The 16,531-nt window shown below is 71.2% G+C and carries 15 protein-coding genes; 8 read left to right on the forward strand and 7 right to left on the reverse strand.

Annotated features, from left to right (window positions below; all coding sequences use genetic code 11):
- Positions 1-41 precede the first annotated feature (41 nt).
- The 5 genes from O1G22_RS25415 to O1G22_RS25435 are packed head-to-tail and all read right to left on the reverse strand — an operon-like array spanning position 42 to position 5,718.
- Positions 42-1,352: a DUF58 domain-containing protein gene (locus O1G22_RS25415; protein ID WP_270083421.1), complete on the reverse strand. Its 1,311-nt coding sequence runs from the start codon at positions 1,350-1,352 to the stop codon at positions 42-44.
- Positions 1,352-2,341, reverse strand: coding sequence for an AAA family ATPase (locus O1G22_RS25420; RefSeq protein ID WP_270086537.1), 990 nt, complete (start codon positions 2,339-2,341; stop codon positions 1,352-1,354). Before O1G22_RS25420 ends, O1G22_RS25415 begins: the two co-directional genes overlap by 1 nt.
- The gene (locus O1G22_RS25425; RefSeq protein ID WP_270083422.1) at positions 2,341-3,534 is read right to left on the reverse strand and encodes a DUF4350 domain-containing protein; all 1,194 of its coding nucleotides are present in this window, start codon (positions 3,532-3,534) and stop codon (positions 2,341-2,343) included. Before O1G22_RS25425 ends, O1G22_RS25420 begins: the two co-directional genes overlap by 1 nt.
- Positions 3,531-4,304: a DUF4129 domain-containing protein gene (locus tag O1G22_RS25430; RefSeq protein ID WP_428986400.1), complete on the reverse strand. Its 774-nt coding sequence runs from the start codon at positions 4,302-4,304 to the stop codon at positions 3,531-3,533. The genes O1G22_RS25425 and O1G22_RS25430 overlap by 4 nt, the downstream gene beginning before the upstream one ends.
- A gap of 4 nt (positions 4,305-4,308) precedes the next feature.
- The gene (locus O1G22_RS25435) at positions 4,309-5,718 is read right to left on the reverse strand and encodes a DUF7847 domain-containing protein (protein ID WP_270083423.1); all 1,410 of its coding nucleotides are present in this window, start codon (positions 5,716-5,718) and stop codon (positions 4,309-4,311) included.
- A gap of 140 nt (positions 5,719-5,858) precedes the next feature.
- On the opposite strand from O1G22_RS25435, the gene mtnA reads away from it, so the two are divergent.
- Positions 5,859-7,001 (forward strand): S-methyl-5-thioribose-1-phosphate isomerase, encoded by a 1,143-nt coding sequence (mtnA, locus tag O1G22_RS25440; protein ID WP_270086539.1) that lies wholly within the window; start codon positions 5,859-5,861, stop codon positions 6,999-7,001.
- Positions 7,002-7,088: 87 nt separating this feature from the next.
- Here mtnA and O1G22_RS25445 read toward each other — a convergent pair whose 3' ends face one another.
- A complete protein-coding gene (locus O1G22_RS25445; protein ID WP_270083424.1) occupies positions 7,089-7,514 on the reverse strand; it encodes a tyrosine-type recombinase/integrase in 426 nt (141 codons plus the stop codon).
- Between O1G22_RS25445 and O1G22_RS25450 the strand changes: the two genes are divergently transcribed.
- Complete coding sequence (locus O1G22_RS25450; protein WP_270083425.1) at positions 7,513-8,148, forward strand: YdcF family protein; 636 nt, start codon at positions 7,513-7,515, stop codon at positions 8,146-8,148. The genes O1G22_RS25445 and O1G22_RS25450 overlap by 2 nt on opposite strands.
- A gap of 72 nt (positions 8,149-8,220) precedes the next feature.
- Complete coding sequence (locus O1G22_RS25455; RefSeq protein ID WP_270083426.1) at positions 8,221-8,520, forward strand: putative quinol monooxygenase; 300 nt, start codon at positions 8,221-8,223, stop codon at positions 8,518-8,520.
- Here the strand turns inward: O1G22_RS25455 and O1G22_RS25460 are convergent.
- Positions 8,517-9,086 (reverse strand): nuclease-related domain-containing protein, encoded by a 570-nt coding sequence (locus O1G22_RS25460; RefSeq protein WP_270083427.1) that lies wholly within the window; start codon positions 9,084-9,086, stop codon positions 8,517-8,519. The genes O1G22_RS25455 and O1G22_RS25460 overlap by 4 nt on opposite strands.
- Positions 9,087-9,764: 678 nt before the next feature.
- Here O1G22_RS25460 and mtrA point away from each other — a divergent pair.
- From mtrA to hpf, 5 genes are all read left to right on the forward strand, one after another.
- Entirely contained in the window at positions 9,765-10,454 is a 690-nt protein-coding gene (gene mtrA, locus O1G22_RS25465; RefSeq protein ID WP_220784158.1) for a two-component system response regulator MtrA, read from the forward strand.
- Between the two features lies 1 nt (position 10,455).
- The gene (gene mtrB / locus O1G22_RS25470; protein WP_270083428.1) at positions 10,456-12,570 is read left to right on the forward strand and encodes an MtrAB system histidine kinase MtrB; all 2,115 of its coding nucleotides are present in this window, start codon (positions 10,456-10,458) and stop codon (positions 12,568-12,570) included.
- A complete protein-coding gene (locus tag O1G22_RS25475) occupies positions 12,560-14,398 on the forward strand; it encodes an LpqB family beta-propeller domain-containing protein (RefSeq protein ID WP_270083429.1) in 1,839 nt (612 codons plus the stop codon). The genes mtrB and O1G22_RS25475 overlap by 11 nt, the downstream gene beginning before the upstream one ends.
- Positions 14,399-14,545: 147 nt before the next feature.
- Positions 14,546-15,463 carry a ComF family protein gene (locus O1G22_RS25480; RefSeq protein WP_270083430.1) on the forward strand — a complete coding sequence of 306 codons (918 nt, stop codon included), beginning with the start codon at positions 14,546-14,548 and terminating at the stop codon, positions 15,461-15,463.
- 312 nt (positions 15,464-15,775) lie between these two features.
- Positions 15,776-16,465, forward strand: coding sequence for a ribosome hibernation-promoting factor, HPF/YfiA family (hpf, locus tag O1G22_RS25485; protein ID WP_225096134.1), 690 nt, complete (start codon positions 15,776-15,778; stop codon positions 16,463-16,465).
- Positions 16,466-16,531 lie beyond the last annotated feature (66 nt).

Below are 16,531 nucleotides of genomic sequence, written 5' to 3' on the forward strand. Positions count from 1 at the left end.
TTCTTTCTCATGCTCTGTGCCGACGGCGGAGCAGGCCCGTGTCAGAGCCGGCCCGCCGCCTTCAGAGCCAGGTAGGCGTCCGCCAAGGCAGGCGCCAGATCTTCCGGAGTCGCATCCACCACCGTCACCCCATGACGGCGAAGCTGTTCCGCGGTGTGTCGGCGCTCGCTCTGCGCCTGGGCCGCGGCCGCGGCCTCGTACACCGCCTCCGTGTTCCCCCGGGCCTCGGCCATGCGCGCGATGTGGGGGTCCGCCACCGAGGCAACCAGAACGGTGTGCCGTTGGGTGAGCTGCGGAAGCACCGGGAGCAGACCCTGTTCCACCGGGGCTGCGTCGAGTGTGGTGAGCAGGACGATCAGGGAACGGCGAGGTGCCGTACGGAGTGCTGTGGCGGTGAGACCGCGTGCGTCGGTTTCGACGAGCTCCGGTTCGAGCGGAGCCATCGCGTTCACCAGGGACGGCAGTACGTCTCCTGCCGAGGCGCCCTGGACGAGGGCACGTACGCGGCGGTCGTAGGCCAGGAGGGCCACGCGGTCGCCGGCCCGGGAGGCGAGGGCCGCGAGGAGCAGGGCGGCGTCCATGGAGGCGTCGAGGCGTGGGGCGTCGCCCACGCGGCCGGCTGAGGTCCGGCCGGTGTCGAGAACCAGCAGGATGTGCCGGTCGCGTTCGGGGCGCCAGGTGCGGACGGCGACGATGGACTGCCGGGCGGTGGCTCGCCAGTCGATCGAGCGCGTGTCGTCGCCGGGAACGTACTCGCGCAGGCTGTCGAACTCGGTTCCCTCGCCACGTGTCAGCACGCTGGTGCGGCCGTCGAGTTCACGCAATCGGGCGAGTTTCGACGGGAGATGCTTTCGGCTGGTGAACGGGGGCAGAACTCGTACAGTCCAGGGCACTTTGTGGGCGCCTTGGCGGGAGAACAGGCCGAGGGGTCCGTAGGAGCGGATCGTGACGCGATCCGCCTGACGGTCGCCACGGCGGGTCGGGCGCAGTCTGGTCGTCGCGCGCCTGCGTTCACCCGGAGGGATGATCAGACGGTGGCGGGAGGCCTCGATCTCCGTGCCGGGCTGCCAGCTGCTCGGCGGCCATGCGTCCCGCAGTTGTGCGCGCAGGGGGCGGCGGGTCGGGTTGGTGATCGTGAGCGTGACGTCGGCGGTCTCGCCGAGGCGTGTGGAGGTGTCGCCTGAGCGCGTCAGGGCGAGGCGTCGTACGGGGACGGCGAGTGCGAAGTCGCAGGCGCAGGCCAGGGCCAGGGGGGCGTTGACCGCGAGGATGCCCGTCCAGCCGGGTTCCAGGATGCCGACGGGGATGGAGCCGAGGGCCGCGAGGAGGGCGGCGCGTCCGGTGAGTGCCATCAGCGGGGGACCGGGACGTGGGCGAGGATGGCGTTGATGACGGAGTCGGCCGTCACGCCTTCCATCTCGGCCTCGGGGCGCAGTTGGACGCGGTGGCGCAGGGTGGGCAGCGCGAGTGCCTTCACGTCGTCGGGGATGACGTAGTCGCGGCCCGTGAGCCATGCCCACGCGCGTGAGGTGGCGAGGAGAGCAGTGGCACCGCGCGGGGAGACGCCGAGGGTGAGGGAGGGCGACTCGCGGGTGGCGCGGCAGAGGTCGACGACGTACGCGGTGATCTCGGGGGACACGGTCGTCTTGGCGACGGCGGCGCGGGCAGCTTCGAGGTCGGCGGAGCGGGCGACGGGGCGCACGCCGGCAGCGCGCAGGTCGCGCGGATTGAAGCCGGAGGCGTGGCGGGTGAGGACGTCGATCTCGTCCTGGCGCGAGGGCAGAGGGATCGTCAGTTTGAGCAGGAAGCGGTCCAGTTGGGCTTCCGGGAGGGGATAGGTGCCCTCGTACTCGACGGGGTTCTGTGTCGCGGCGACCAGGAACGGTTCGGGGAGCGGGCGGGGGGTGCCGTCGACCGTGACCTGGCGCTCCTCCATGGCTTCGAGGAGCGAGGACTGGGTCTTGGGCGGGGTGCGGTTGATCTCGTCGGCGAGGAGGAGGTTGGTGAAGACCGGGCCTTCCTGGAAGGAGAACTCGGCGGTGCGGGCGTCGTAGACGAGGGAGCCGGTGACGTCGCTCGGCATCAGGTCGGGGGTGAACTGGACGCGTTTGGTGTCGAGTTCGAGTGCGGAGGCGAGGGTGCGGACAAGCAGCGTTTTGGCGACTCCGGGGACTCCTTCGAGGAGGACGTGTCCGCGGCAGAGGAGGGCGACGACGAGGCCGGTCACGGCGGGGTCCTGGCCGACCACGGCTTTGGCGATCTCGGCGCGCAGGGCTTCCAGGGAGGCTCGGGCGGTGCCCGCGTCCCCGGGGGTCCCGGCGTTGTCAGTGGTCGGGTCCATCATGGACGGCGTACCTCTCTTTCGAGGGCGTCGAGTTGGTCGGTCAGTGCGATGAGGGCCGCGTCGTCGCCGGGCGGCGGTCCGAAGAGGAGGGAGTGCAGGGTCTGTCCGTTGCCGGCCAGGTGAGCGGACAGGGCGGGGAGCAGGGCCTCGGGCGTGTGCGCCTGGGTGACGGGGACGCCGACGAGGGGGGCGAGCCGGGTGCGGGTGGCGGAGCGAAGAGCGGCGGCGGCGCGGTCGCGGGCGTTGGCTTTGCGATAGAGGCGGGCGCGGCCTTCGGCGGTTTCGGAGGCGCGGATCGCGACGGGGAGTCGTTCGGGCACGAGGGGGCCGAAGCGGCGGGCCCGCCAGAAGGCGGCGAGGGCGGCTGCGATGAACAGCTGGAGTGTGCCCCAGAGCCAGCCCGAGGGAAGCAGGTCGAGGAAGTTCTTCTGGTCGCCGGTGGTGGCCGAGGTGTCGGCAAGTGAGGGGAGGTACCAGATCAAATGGGGGCGGGAGCCGAGGAGTTGGAGGGCGAGCGAGGCGTTGCCCTGCTTGTCGAGCCGGTTGTTGAAGAGGATGTCGGGCGCGCCGAGGATGATGGTGTCGCCGCCCCCGGATGCCGCGGGGACGCGCAGGAGGGTGGCCAGGCGGGCGCTGGGGTAGCAGGCGTCGGCGTCGAGGTGGGTGGTGGTGTAGCGGATGCCGCCGGTGTCGGCGCTGCCCGCGCGCCGGGCCTCGGGCAGGGCGCAGTGGGGGGAGAGGGTGCTGCGGCTGCTGGTGGCGGGGTCCGCGGTGACCCCGGGGGCGAGCCGTTCGACGGACCAGCTGTCGGCCGCGACCAGGACGGTGCGTCCTCCGGAGGCCGCGGTGGCCGTGTGCAGGCGGTCCTGCTGTCGGGTCGTCAGCAGGTCGGGGACGGCGACCAGGAGGGTGGTGTCCGGGCCGGCGGCGGCGCGTGCCTCGTCGAGTGTGGTGACCACGCGCGTGGAAACGCCCCGGTCGGCGAGGAGTTGGGCGATGGCGCGGCTGCCGTAGGGGTCGGCGGAGCGTGGGTCGAGTGCGCCGTGCCGGTCCGTGGAGCGTACGGCGGCCATGGCGACGGCTGCCGCGAGAAGCAGGACGACGGCGAGTGTGATGCCTCGCGTGCGGGTCCATATCTGCCGGGCGGTGGGCGCTGTGGAGGTGGCGGGCAGGGTGGCCTGGGCGGTCACTGGACGGCCTCTTGGCGGGTGTTGTGGGCTGTGCTGCTGCTGTCGGCGAGGACAGGCCTGGTGCGTTCCAGGTCGCGGTCGAGTTCGGCGATGCGCTGGTACGAATCCTGGCTCGCACTGCGCCCACCGTACGTGACGTCGTCGAACTCCCGTGCCGCGGCTGCGAGGCGGTCCGTGTGTGCGGGGAGGGTGCGGCCGGCTTCGGTGGCCGCCTCGTCGGCGGTGCGGCCGGGGCGGATGTCGAGCAGGGCTCGTTCCTCCAGAGAGCGGACGATGGCGCGCATGCGTTCCTGGACGGCCTGGTTCCAGTGGCCTTGGGCCGCGTGTGCCTCGCTGGCCGCGCGGTGTTCGGCGGCGCTGCGGGGGCGGTCGTCGAACAGGACCGCGGCGGAGGCGGGTTGGCGACGCGGGGTGCCCAGCCGCCACCACAGGGCGGCCAGGACGGCGACGACGACCAGGACCACCACGACCAGGCCGAGCGTGCCGCCGGGTGTCGCTGAGGCCGCCGAGTTGAGCAGCCGGTCGAGCCAGCGCCAGAACGCGTTCAGGGCGCGCTGGAACAGGCCGGGGTCGTTCTCGTGGTACATGCGCTTGGACAGCTCGCGCCGAGCCGCCTCCCGGGCGGGATCGCGCGGGAGGCGGACCGGCGGCTCGTTCCCCGAGCCTCCTGCTGCGCGGACGGCCGCGTCCGAGGCGCGCAGCAGGCCGTGTACGACTGTGCCGCCGATGCCGGACGGGGCCGTCGTGAGAACTCCCCCCGTGAGGCTCACCGCATCAGCTCCCCGGGACGGGACCGGGGGCGCCGGTGCTGTAGCCCTGGACACCGGCGGCGCGGGCCAGTTCGAGGTCGAGGGCCTCGCGGCGGATGCGCTGGTCGATGTAGAGGAGCACGGTGACGCCGGCGCTGATGGGGAGGGTGAGCGTGGAGCCGACCAGCGCCCCGATTCCGCGGATGATCAGGGTCGTCCAGCCGATGTGCCCGCCGTTGGCGCCGAGCAGGCCGTTCATGCCGTCACTGCTCGCGGCGGCGCCGATGAGGGTGAAGGGGATGGTGACGACCGCCGAGACGATGAGGGTGATGAGGACGGTGAGCAGCATGATGCCGAAGATGCGCCACCAGGAGCCGCGCACGAGCTTGGCCGAGCGCTTCAGGGAGGTGAGGATGCCCTGCCGCTCCAGCATCAGGGCGGGGGCGGCCAGGTAGTACCGGACCAGCAGCCACAGGCCGACGACGGTGCCGCCGAGGAAGCCCAGGGAGAGGAGGGCCAGTCCGGCGTTGTCGCTGCCGCCGGCGATCAGGATGAGCAGGCCGGGCAGTGCGCCGGCGACGATCACGCCTATGAAGATCAGGGCCAGCAGGATGAGCAGACCGAGCAGCTTCAGGATCTGCGGCCGGGCGTCGCGCCAGCTCTCCCGGGTGGTGACCGGTCGGCCGAGGACGGCCCGGCTGGTGATGGTGGTGAGCAGGGCGGTCGCGATGAGCATGGCGGCCGTGCGGATCACCGAGAGGATGCCGGTACCGATCATGGTGTCGCGCAGGGCGTGGAGTGCTTCGGAGGGGCTGGCGGCGTTGGGGTCGTTGAGCGCGGTCTGGACGGTGATGTCGTTCAGCACGAAGCCTTGCAGGAGGACCATGCTGACGTTCATGACCAGGGCGACGGTCAGCGAGATGCCGAGCACCGTGCGCCAGTAGGTGCGCATGGTGGAGACGGCGCCGTCGAGGATCTCGCCGACGCCGAGCGGGCGGAGGGGGATGACACCGGGCTTGGCCGCGGGCGGGGGGCCGCCCCAGCCGCCGCCCCAGGCTCCGTAGCCGCCAGGGGTGCCGTAGCCGCCGTAGCCCGGGGGCGGGCCCGCATAGCCTCCGGGAGGGCCCGTGTAGCCGCCTCCGTAGGCGCCGGGGCCCGGCGTGCCGGGCTGCTGGCCGCCCCAGCCGGGGCCGGGCGGTGGGGGTGGCGGGGTCTGGTGCGGGCCGGGGGTACCGGCGGGCGCGGACCACTGGCCGGGTGGCGGCTGCTCCGTGGACCACTTCGTGCCTGCGCCCTGCGGGTCGGTGCCCGGTTGCGGTGCCGGTTCGGTGCCGCCAGGGCGGTCGGCGGGCTCGGCGGGGCCGGACGCGCCGGGTTCCCGCCCGTCGGACGACGGGGCGGATCCGGGCGAGGCCCAGCCCGGAGTGTCTGTCATCGAAGCTCCTTCTCGGTGCCGATCCGCTGTCGCGGCGGCAGGTTGGCAGCCATCGTGCCATGGGGTGGTCGTCCAGGGAGCTGCCGCGGTGGGCGCCGGGCGCCTTCAATTGTCCGCCGGATCCGGGGCAGACTGACCGCATGGCTGATCAGCAGGCGCGAACCGACAGGGACAAGCGGCCGACCGGAATACCTGTGATCCGATGGGAGGAGCCACCCGAAGGGCCGGTACTGGTCCTTCTCGATCAGACACGGCTCCCGGCCGAGGAGGCCGAGCTGGTGTGTACGGACGCGCCGGCGCTGGTGGAGGCGATCCGTTCGCTGGCCGTGCGCGGGGCCCCGTTGCTGGGGATCGCCGGGGCGTACGGCGTCGCGCTCGCCGCCGTACGGGGCTTCGACGTGGCCGAGGCGGCGGGGGCGCTCGCCGGTGCCCGGCCCACGGCGGTGAATCTGGCCGTCGGTGTGCGCCGGGCCCAGGCCGCGCACGAGGCGGCGCTGGTGAAGACCGGCGATCCCGCCGCGGCGGCCGCGGCGGCGCTGGCCGCCGCACGGGCGCTGCACCGGGAGGACGCCGAGGCCAGCGCGCGGATGGCGGCGCATGGTCTGGCGCTGCTGGACGAGTTGCTGCCTGGTGGAGGACATCGGATCCTCACGCACTGCAACTCCGGTTCGCTGGTGTCGGGAGGGGAGGGCACGGCCTTCGCAGTGGCCCTCCGGGCGCATCGGGAGGGGCGGCTGCGGCGGCTGTGGGTGGACGAAACGCGTCCGTTGCTGCAAGGTGCTCGCCTGACGGCGTACGAAGCGGCCCGCAGCGGCATGGCGTACACCTTGCTCACCGACAACGCGGCAGGTTCCCTGTTCGCGGCGGGCGAGGTGGACGCGGTGCTGATCGGGGCGGATCGGATCGCGGCCGACGGTTCGGTGGCGAACAAGGTGGGGAGCTATCCGCTTGCTGTGCTGGCGCGGTACCACCATGTGCCGTTCATCGTGGTGGCGCCGATGACGACGATCGATCCGGACACCCCCGACGGGGCGTCCATCGAGGTCGAGCAGCGCCCCGGCTTTGAGGTGACCGAGGTCACAGCACCCCAGGTGCCGGTGACGGGAGCAGGAGGCGGGATTCCGGTGGCACCCCTGGGGACCCAGGCGTACAACCCGGCGTTCGATGTGACGCCGCCCGAGCTGGTGACGGCGATCGTCACTGAGGAGGGAGCCGTTTCACCCGTGACGGCCGCGGCTCTGGCGGAGCTGTGTGCGAGGTCACGCCAGGTAACGATTGGCTAATGGGATGATGTCGGCTCGACCGACGAGAACGGCCCCTCCACCTGCGACGATCCGCAGACGAAGGGGCCGTGACATCCAACGGCGACATCAACGAGGCGCAGGGTCCGACTGGGCCGCCTCCAGCTCCCGGATTCGAGCCGGTTGCCGAAGCAGGCGATCGAGCTGTCCCACGGCCTCGATCACGTCGGGGTCCAGCGCCTCAGCGTAGATGTCCATGGTGGTCGCGATCCGGCTATGCCGCAGGATCGCCTTCACGATCCTCGGATGCACCTTGAGGTGAACCAGGAGAGTGCCGCAGGACTTCCGCAGTCCCTTCGGGTTCATCTTGTCGAGGCCCTCGGCCGTGATCACGCGCTGCATGGTCAGGTACAGATTCGAGGCCAGGAGCGGGTAACCGGTCCGCGAGATGAAGACGTGTCCGTCGGGTTCCTCGAACCACGGCCGGCCGTTGCTGATCGCCCGCTCACGCAGCATGGCCGTACGCATCCGGGTCCAGCGCAGAGGAGCGAGCATGGGCCACGCGCCCCGGCCGTGCTCGGTTGCCGTCGGACTCGGCAGCCACGACCTGGGCGTGGCCGATGCAGCCGTCGACCTGTACAAGCGCGGCATGGCTCCACTGCTCGTGTTCACCGGAGCCACGAGCCCCACGACGCGGGAACGCATGCCGCGAGGTGAAGCCGTCCACTACCGAGAGCGGGCGCTTGAACTTGGCGTCCCCAGCTCAGCCGTGTTCGTGGAGCCGCGTGCCCGGAACACGGGTGAGAACATCCGCTTCTCCCGAGAGCTGTTGGAAAAGGCCGGCGTCGACGTGTCCTCCGTTCTGCTGATCAGCAAGCCGTACGAGGAGAGGCGGGCCTACGCCACCGCGCGCAAGCTGTGGCCTGACGTTGAGATCGTCAGCGCGTCCAGCCCGATGACGCTGGACGAATACGTCGACTCCATCGGCGACGCCCGTTTGGTGATCGACATGCTTGTGGGCGCGCTACAGCGACTTCTGATCTACCCGGAGCAGGGCTTCATGATCAGCCAGCCTGTACCGGATGACGTGCTTGAGGCGTACGAGCGGTTGTGCCGTGCGGGATTCACCAGCCGACTCCTCGCCACCAGCCTTCCGCCTGAGATCGTCAGGTCAGTCACGATCGGGTGAGTGCCGGTCGCCCTGTCCGAAGGGGCGCCATGATGATGCAGGGCAACGCATCTCCGAGGAAGGCGGCACGACATGGCCTACGGCTACATCGGCTCGATGAAGACCCAGCCCGGCAAGCGTGATGACGTGGTTGCGATCCTGCTCTCCGGAGCCGAGAGCCTCCGGGATCTCGGCTGCCGCAACTACGTGGTGAGCCTGGCCTGTGACGACCCGGACACGATCGTGGTCACGGAGGTCTGGGATTCGAAGGAACACCACGACGCTTCCCTGCGGTCGCCCGAGGCCAAGGAAGCGATAGCGACCGCCATGCCCATGCTCACTGGTGAGTTCACCAGTCGCGAACTGGTCGTCGTCGGCGGACTCGGCGCCTAACTGGCCCAGGTCCCGACATCCCGCGCCACCTGGTAGATGCGTGCCACCTGCTCAGCAGAGAGCGTCGGGGAGAGGCCCGAGAGGACCCGGTCTATCTGTTCAACCTCCAACACGAGGACCCGCGGGTTCGCGTTCTTGATCGTTAGCTTTGCCGCGTCCACTACCGAGATCACGGGACGGACAGGCACGTCACCGCCGCAGTGGCGAGAGAGGACCCGCGATACGCGGCGCGCTTCGGACTCGCTGATTGCGATGTGGCGGGTCGGGGCTCCGTTGACCGTGATGGCGGTGTCGCCGTACCAAACGGCCTTCCCTGGGTGTCGTTTCGAGTTGATGGAGAAGACGCCGACGGGGCCAATGGCGAGGTGGTCGATGTCTGCGCCGCTCGCCCACTGAACGGCATGCAGGGTGAACCAGCCGTGCCCCTTGAGCCTGTCGATCCTCCTGCCTGTGGCTCGCTCCCCGATGAGTCCGCCCGCCCAACTATGGATCTCCGAGCCCGGCATCCAACGGCCGATCAGCCTCAGCAGCGGGTTCGGCTGCAACTCACGGATCTTGCGGCGCACCGCGTCGCCCGGCCGGTTCCGCGCTAAGTCGTCTGGTACTGGCTGCACCCTGCACCCTGCCCCCTGCCTGTGCTTCGCTGCCAGATCACCACGGAGGCATGATCAGTGCCAAGGCTCGTATTGGCCATGAGCTGTTACCTCATCAAGTGCCCGCGCAAGCGCGGGCTGGCCCCTTGGGCCCTGGCCCCTCTGCGCCTTCGGCGCCGGGGCCGTGCCCTGGGGCCGCAGCGAACTACGGCCCATGAGTCGAGCACCGCAGAGTGCGGCTCCGGTCAGAACAGTGCCTCCGGGGGGGATCGGCCGGCACCGGGATGGAGGGGGCGCCGTTCCCGGCTGCGGGTCCGTAGGGGCGTGCGCGGGGTGCTCCCATCCCGTACACCGTCGACCCAGGCAGAGCCGAGCAGACGCGGCCCATGGCGTCCAGGTCGTTCGTACAGTGGCGCGCTCCACCTGGACGCCATGAACCACGCCTGCTCCACGGTGCGTGGGTCGACGGCGGACGGGATGGGAGCTGGGGTGAGTGGTGGGTAGCGGTGTGGGGGCCGGTGTCGACGAGCTGACATCCGTCACTGACATCAACGTCGGCGGACAGGGGCAGACAGTGACGGCCCGGTACGACTAAGGTCACCGGCCAGTGACCTCCCTCACCAGGGCACCTGTCACTGTTATGAGAATGGGATGATGTCGTTTATGAAGGGACGAGTCCTTGTCGTCGACGACGACACCGCACTGGCCGAGATGCTCGGCATCGTGCTGCGTGGTGAAGGTTTTGAGCCGTCTTTCGTAGCCGACGGCGACAAGGCGCTGGCCGCTTTCCGGGAGACCAAGCCTGATCTGGTGCTGCTCGACCTGATGCTGCCCGGGCGGGACGGCATCGAGGTGTGCAGGCTGATCCGGGCCGAGTCCGGGGTGCCGATCGTGATGCTCACGGCCAAGAGCGACACCGTCGATGTCGTCGTGGGCCTGGAGTCGGGCGCCGACGACTACATCGTCAAGCCGTTCAAGCCGAAGGAGCTGGTCGCCCGGATCCGGGCGCGGCTGCGGCGGTCGGAGGAGCCCGCGCCGGAGCAGCTCACCATCGGTGACCTGGTCATCGATGTGGCCGGACACTCGGTGAAGCGAGAAGGGCAGTCGATCGCGCTGACTCCGCTGGAGTTCGACCTGCTGGTCGCGCTCGCGCGCAAGCCGTGGCAGGTGTTCACGCGTGAGGTGCTGCTGGAGCAGGTGTGGGGGTACCGGCACGCGGCCGACACGCGGCTCGTCAATGTGCACGTCCAGCGGCTGCGTTCCAAGGTCGAGAAGGACCCGGAGCGGCCGGAGATCGTGGTGACCGTCCGTGGTGTCGGTTACAAGGCCGGACCGAGCTGACGTGTCCGGGGACAGCGCCGCTTCGGCCCCCGGCCGGTCCGGGGCCCGTCCGGGGCGGGCTGTCGGCGGGAGTGGCGGTGCGCGGTTGAGGCGTCTCTTCGAGGGCGGGCTGCTCCAGGGCGGGGTCCAGGGCAGCCCGGTCCTCAGGTTGTTCCTGCGCTGGGTGCGCCGTCCGCTGCTGCCGGTGATGCGGCTGTGGCGGCGCAACATCCAGCTCCGGGTCGTCGCCACGACGCTGCTGATGTCGCTGGGTGTCGTCCTGCTGCTGGGCTTCGTCGTGATCGGGCAGGTGCGCAACGGTCTGCTGGACGCGAAGGTGAGGGCCTCGCAGAGCCAGGCCACCGGCGGGTTCGCGGTGGCCAAGCAGAAGGCGGACGAGGCGGCGAGCGGGACCGCCACGGGGACGAACGCGGCGGCCGGCGCGGCTGACGGCACCTCGACCGCGGACGGGCGGCAGGCGCAGAACGTCATCCCGTGGATGAGCGATCTCGTGGAGTCGCTGTCCAGCGGCGGCGCGGGCGCCTTCGACGTGGTCACGCTGCCTGTCGGCGACGACAGTGGCGGCGGACGCAGCCCGCGCGGCTCCGGGAACGTCAACCCGACCTCCAGCGTGCCCGCGGACCTGCGCGAGCGGGTCAACAGCGGTACGACAGCCGCGCAGAGCTACACCCGGATCGTCTACTCCAACGGCAAGGAGTCGCAGCCGGCGCTGGTCATCGGCAAGCAGGTCAACGACCCCAACGGGCGACCGTACGAGCTGTACTACCTCTTCCCGCTCACGCAGGAGGAGAAGTCCCTGAGCCTGGTCAAGGGCACGCTCGCGACCGCTGGGCTGTTCGTCGTCGTGTTGCTCGGCGCCATCGCCTGGCTGGTGGTGCGCCAGGTCGTCACGCCGGTGCGGATGGCGGCCGGGATCGCCGAGCGGTTGTCCGCCGGGCGGCTGCAGGAGCGGATGAAGGTCACCGGCGAGGACGACATCGCGCGCCTGGGCGAAGCCTTCAACAAGATGGCGCAGAACCTCCAGGTGAAGATCCAGCAGCTGGAGGACCTGTCGCGGATGCAGCGCCGGTTCGTGTCGGATGTCTCGCACGAGCTGCGCACCCCGCTGACCACGGTCCGGATGGCGGCGGACGTCATCCATGAGGCGCGCGAGGACTTCGACCCGGTGACAGCGCGGTCGGCGGAGCTGCTCGCGGACCAGCTGGACCGGTTCGAGTCGCTGCTCGCGGACCTGCTGGAGATCAGCCGTTTCGACGCGGGCGCGGCGGCGCTGGAGGCCGAGCCGATAGACCTCAGGGAGGTCGTCCGGCGTGTGGTCAGCGGTGCCGAGCCGCTCGCCGAGCGCAAGGGCACGCACATACGCGTGCTCGGCGACCAGCAGCCCGTCGTCGCCGAGGCGGATGCCCGCCGGGTGGAGCGTGTGCTGCGCAACCTCGTGGTCAACGCCGTGGAGCATGGCGAGGGCAAGGATGTCATCGTCAAGCTCGCCGCGGCGGGCGGCGCGGTCGCCGTCGCGGTGCGTGACTTCGGCGTGGGGCTCAAGCCGGGCGAGGCGACGCGCGTCTTCAGCCGATTCTGGCGGGCGGACCCGGCACGCGCCCGTACCACCGGTGGTACGGGCCTGGGGCTGTCCATCGCCCTGGAGGACGCGCGGCTGCACGGCGGCTGGCTGCAGGCCTGGGGTGAGCCGGGCGGTGGCTCGCAGTTCCGGCTGACGCTGCCGAGGACCGCCGACGAGCCGCTGCGGGGTTCGCCGATACCGCTGGAGCCCAAGGACTCGCGTCGCAACCGCGGCGTCGACGAGGCCGGCCTGCCCCGCGGGGGCGAGGAGAAGCGGGCCACCGTTCCGGTGCAGCCGGGCGGCGCCCAGGTGCCCGCGCTGCCGCCACGCGCGCCGATCGCGCCGCGGCTGGCCGGTGTCACCCCGGCCGCCGACCCGGCCGCCCTGCCCGGCAACGGCAACGGCGCGCGCGTGGTGCCCCGGCCCGCCGGCGGCCCACGGCAACCGGACGACAGGGCCGCGGCAGGCCCGACGGCCGGCGCGGACGCGGCCCGGCCGGACGCGGCGGCACCACAGGACTCGACCGAGCCAGGGGAGGCATTTCGTGGGCGCTGACCGCAAGGGGGGCGCCCGGGGGCGACCCGGGCGCGCGGGGGCGTACGCCGCTTTGGGGGTCGTCCTGCTGGCGGGGTGCGCCTCGATGCCCGACAACGGCGATCTGCGGAACGTGGAGTCCACCCCGCGGCAGGACACCGGGGTACGGGTGTTCGCCATGCCGCCGGCCGAGGGCGCCGGGCCGGCCGAGATCATGCAGGGCTTCCTGGAGGCACTGACCAGCGACGACCCGGACTACGACACGGCCCGCAAGTACCTGACGGACGAGGCCGCGCGCGCGTGGCGGCCCGAGCGGTCGACCACGGTCCTCGCGAACGGGCCGAGCATCGAGCCCGACTGCCGCCCGATCGGGAAGCCGGATCCGACCAACGGCGTCACCTGTGTGCTGGCGGGCACCCAGGTCGCGACCGTGGACTCGCATCAGGCCTACCAGCCCCTGGGCGGCTCCTACAGCAAGAAGGTGCACCTCGCGCGGAGCGCCAAGACCGGGCAGTGGCGCATCGACGGGCTGCCGGACGGCGTCGTCATGGGCAAGTCGGACTTCCAGCGCAACTACACGTCGGTCGACAAGTACTACTTCGCCTCCGACACGACGGTCGGGGCGACGGGACAGCCGGTGGCGGTCGCCGACCCGGTGTTCGTGCGCAGCAAGGTCGACCCGATGACGCAGATGGTCCGCTCGCTGCTGGACGGTCCCACCAGCTGGCTCGGCCCGGTCGTCAGGTCCAGTTTTCCGACCGGTGCGGCCTTGCAGAAGGACGTGTCGGGGCTGGCGCCGGACGACCAGAACAAGTTGACGGTGCCGTTGAACCTCAAGGAGTCCCAGGTCGCGCCGAGCAGGTGCACCGAGATGGCGACGCAGGTGCTGTTCACGCTGCGGAACCTGGCGCCGACGCTGCAGTCGGTCGAGCTGGAGGGCGTCGGCGGCCACCGGCTGTGCGATCTGAGCGAGGAACGCGCCGAGTCCGCCGCCTGGCACGGGTCGGCCAAGAACCCCGAGTACCTGTACTTCCTCGACGGCAAGCACCGGTTGGTGCGGATGCCGACGGGGAGCACGGGCACCGGCGCGCTGCCGGTGCCGGGTGCGTTCGGTGAGGGCGACAAGGGCCTTGAATCGGTGGCGGTGTCGCGGGACGAGCACAGCGCGGCCGGGGTCGGCGATTCCGGCAAGTCGCTGTACGTGACGTCGCTGGCATCGGGCAGTTCGCTCGGGAACGCGCTGGTGACCAGCGCGGGCGCCACCCCGGCCGACCGGCTGACGACGCCGAGCTGGGACGCCCGCGGTGACCTGTGGGTGGCCGACCGCGACCAGCACGGTTCCCGGCTGTACGTCGTGGCGCAGGGCAGCGCCAAGGCGCAGCAGGTCGCGGTCCCGGATCTGGCCGGGCAGATCAAGGACGCCCGGGTGGCGGCCGACGGGGTACGGATCGCGCTGGTCGTGGAGAAGGACGGCAAGCAGTCCCTGCTCATCGGCCGGATCCAGCGCGACGACGGCACCGGGCAGGGCACCTCGGTGGTCGAACTGCGCTCCGCCGCACCGGATCTGGAGCAGGTCAGCGCTCTGTCGTGGGCTGGTGACAGCAGGTTGCTCGCGGTCGGCAGGGAGCAGGGCGGCGTGCTGCAGATGCGGTACGTCCAGGTCGACGGCTCCACGCTCGACGGTCCGGCGCCCGGCGCGCTCACCGGCGTCAAGGCGATCGCCGCGTCCGAGGACGAGCGGGTGCCGCTGGTGGCCTACTCGGAGGACGACGGGGTCGTACGGCTGCCGTCCGGGGCGCAGTGGCAGAAGGTGGACAAGGACGGAACGGCGCCGGTCTATCCGGGCTGAGCGGCGCGCCGCCGGTCGGCTTCCCCCTACTACCTGAGGCCGCATTCACTCGTGTGGGTTACTGGCGTTCTGTGGTTTCCCGACTTATCCACAGGGCGTTGTCCACAGGGGTGGCAGGGCGGCTCGGGGGTTGGCACAGTGGTGGGCATGCGGGGGTGGTGGCGAGACCTCACCGACCTGGTGCTGCCGGCCGACTGCGCGGGCTGCGGAGCGCCTCGTACGGTGCTCTGCCTGCGGTGCCGGGCCGCGCTGGACGGGCGCGGGCCGCGGCGGGTGCGGCCGGTGCCGGAGCCGGCCGGGCTGCCGGTGGTGTACGCGGCGGCTCCGTACGCGACGGAAGTACGGGAGTTGCTGCTCGCCCACAAGGAGCGGGGCGCGCTGCCCCTCGCGGGAGCGCTGGGCGCGGCCTTGGCGGGGGCCGTGCGGGCCGGACTCGGCGGGAGCGGCGCCGGGGTTGGTGTCGGTCCAGGCGCGGGAGGTGCTGAGGGCGGGCCGGGTGACGCCTGGGACAGCGGGACCGTGGTGCTCGTCCCCGTGCCCTCCGCCCGGTGGGCCGTGCGGGCGCGAGGGCACGACCCGGTGCGGCGGATGGCGCTCGCGGCGGCCGGTGAGCTGCGGCGCACCGGGACGCCGGCCCGGGTGGCGGCCGTGCTGCGCCAGCGGCGGCCGGTGGCCGACCAGGCCGGGCTCGACGCTCGACGCCGCCTGGAGAACCTCTCGGGCGCGCTGGAGGTGACGGCGGGCGGTGGCCGGCTGCTGATCGACGCCGGACGGATCGTGCTCGTCGACGACCTGATCACCACGGGCGCCAGCCTCGCCGAGGCGGCGCGGGCCCTGCGGGCGACGGCCCTGTCGCGTCCGGAGGAGGGACGCGGAGTGAGAACGTCCGTGTACGCGGACGTAACTCGGGAAGGAAGGGAAGAACGACGGAGCGGAACGCGGTTGGGCGACGGGAAGTGGGTGCATGGTGCACCGGAAAAGACGGTGTCGAAGGCCCTCGGGTACGCGTTCCGTGCGGCGGTGGTCGCCGCGCCTCGGGATTCTTTCGAAATAAACAGGAACTGACCACCGACCTGCATCGTTGCAGGTAGTGAGAGGGGAAATTCACCTGAACGGAGGTACGCCGCGGTAGAGGGTGACGACATCCGTCCGGGCGAGATATGTTCGGTTGTGAGGAAAGGCGCAGGCCACACCTCTCATATCCGAATGCCGTGGTGCGGGTTTTCCGCAATCGCCCGCGCCCATGGGGTGGAGATCTTGCCCATGGGGGAGAAGGAGGTGAAGTCACCGAGTCCGAGGTCCGGGGCTCACCGGACCTGGTGCAAAAAGGGAGATGCTCCGCCGACCGAGCGGAGCGATCCGGGAACGGAGTTCTGCGTGGACATCGTCGTCAAGGGCCGCAAGACCGAGGTGCCCGAGCGGTTCCGCAAGCACGTGGCCGAGAAGCTGAACCTGGAGAAGATCCAGAAGCTCGATGGCAAGGTGATCAGCCTCGACGTCGAGGTGTCCAAGGAGCCCAACCCCCGACAGGCCGACCGCTGTGACCGAGTGGAGATCACCCTCCGCTCCCGCGGTCCGGTGATCCGGGCGGAAGCGGCGGCCAGCGACCCGTACGCGGCACTCGACCTGGCGGCGGAGAAGCTGGACGCCCGGCTGCGCAAGCAGCACGACAAGCGTTTCTCACGGCGCGGCCCGCGCCGGATCTCGGCGGCCGAGGTCCCCGACCACGTCCCGGGCGTGGCGACGCTGAACGGCAACGGTCTGCCCGTCCACGAAGAAGAGGCGGACGGAGTACCGACGAAGAAGATCGGCTCGCTGGAGGTCAAGGGGGAGGGCCCCCTCGTCGTCCGCGAGAAGACCCACGTGGCCGCACCGATGACCCTCGACCAGGCCCTCTACGAGATGGAGCTGGTCGGGCACGACTTCTACCTTTTCGTCGACGCCGAGACGAAGCAGCCGAGTGTCGTCTACCGGCGCCACGCCTACGACTACGGCGTGATCCATCTCGACCAGGACCAGATGGTCGCTGAGGCACCCCCCGCGGCGGGGGGCACGCTGGGCGGCTGAGCCACCCGGAAGAAGCGGAACCGGTGCCCCTGGCGGCGCGTGTGCGCCCCCAGGGGCACCGGTGTG

It is taken from the genome of Streptomyces camelliae (assembly GCF_027625935.1).
In the GTDB taxonomy this organism is placed as follows: domain Bacteria; phylum Actinomycetota; class Actinomycetes; order Streptomycetales; family Streptomycetaceae; genus Streptomyces; species Streptomyces camelliae.

Excerpts from the sequence above, each read along its gene's own strand:
- O1G22_RS25415 (WP_270083421.1), bottom strand. The coding sequence starts at position 1,352 with ATGGCACTCACCGGACGCGCCGCCCTCCTCGCGGCCCTCGGCTCCATC.
- O1G22_RS25420 (WP_270086537.1), bottom strand. The coding sequence starts at position 2,341 with ATGGACCCGACCACTGACAACGCCGGGACCCCCGGGGACGCGGGCACC.
- O1G22_RS25435 (WP_270083423.1), bottom strand. The coding sequence starts at position 5,718 with ATGACAGACACTCCGGGCTGGGCCTCGCCCGGATCCGCCCCGTCGTCC.
- mtnA (WP_270086539.1), top strand. The coding sequence starts at position 5,859 with ATGGCTGATCAGCAGGCGCGAACCGACAGGGACAAGCGGCCGACCGGA.
- O1G22_RS25450 (WP_270083425.1), top strand. The coding sequence starts at position 7,513 with ATGGGCCACGCGCCCCGGCCGTGCTCGGTTGCCGTCGGACTCGGCAGC.
- O1G22_RS25445 (WP_270083424.1), bottom strand. The coding sequence starts at position 7,514 with ATGCTCGCTCCTCTGCGCTGGACCCGGATGCGTACGGCCATGCTGCGT.
- O1G22_RS25455 (WP_270083426.1), top strand. The coding sequence starts at position 8,221 with ATGGCCTACGGCTACATCGGCTCGATGAAGACCCAGCCCGGCAAGCGT.
- mtrA (WP_220784158.1), top strand. The coding sequence starts at position 9,765 with ATGATGTCGTTTATGAAGGGACGAGTCCTTGTCGTCGACGACGACACC.
- O1G22_RS25480 (WP_270083430.1), top strand. The coding sequence starts at position 14,546 with ATGCGGGGGTGGTGGCGAGACCTCACCGACCTGGTGCTGCCGGCCGAC.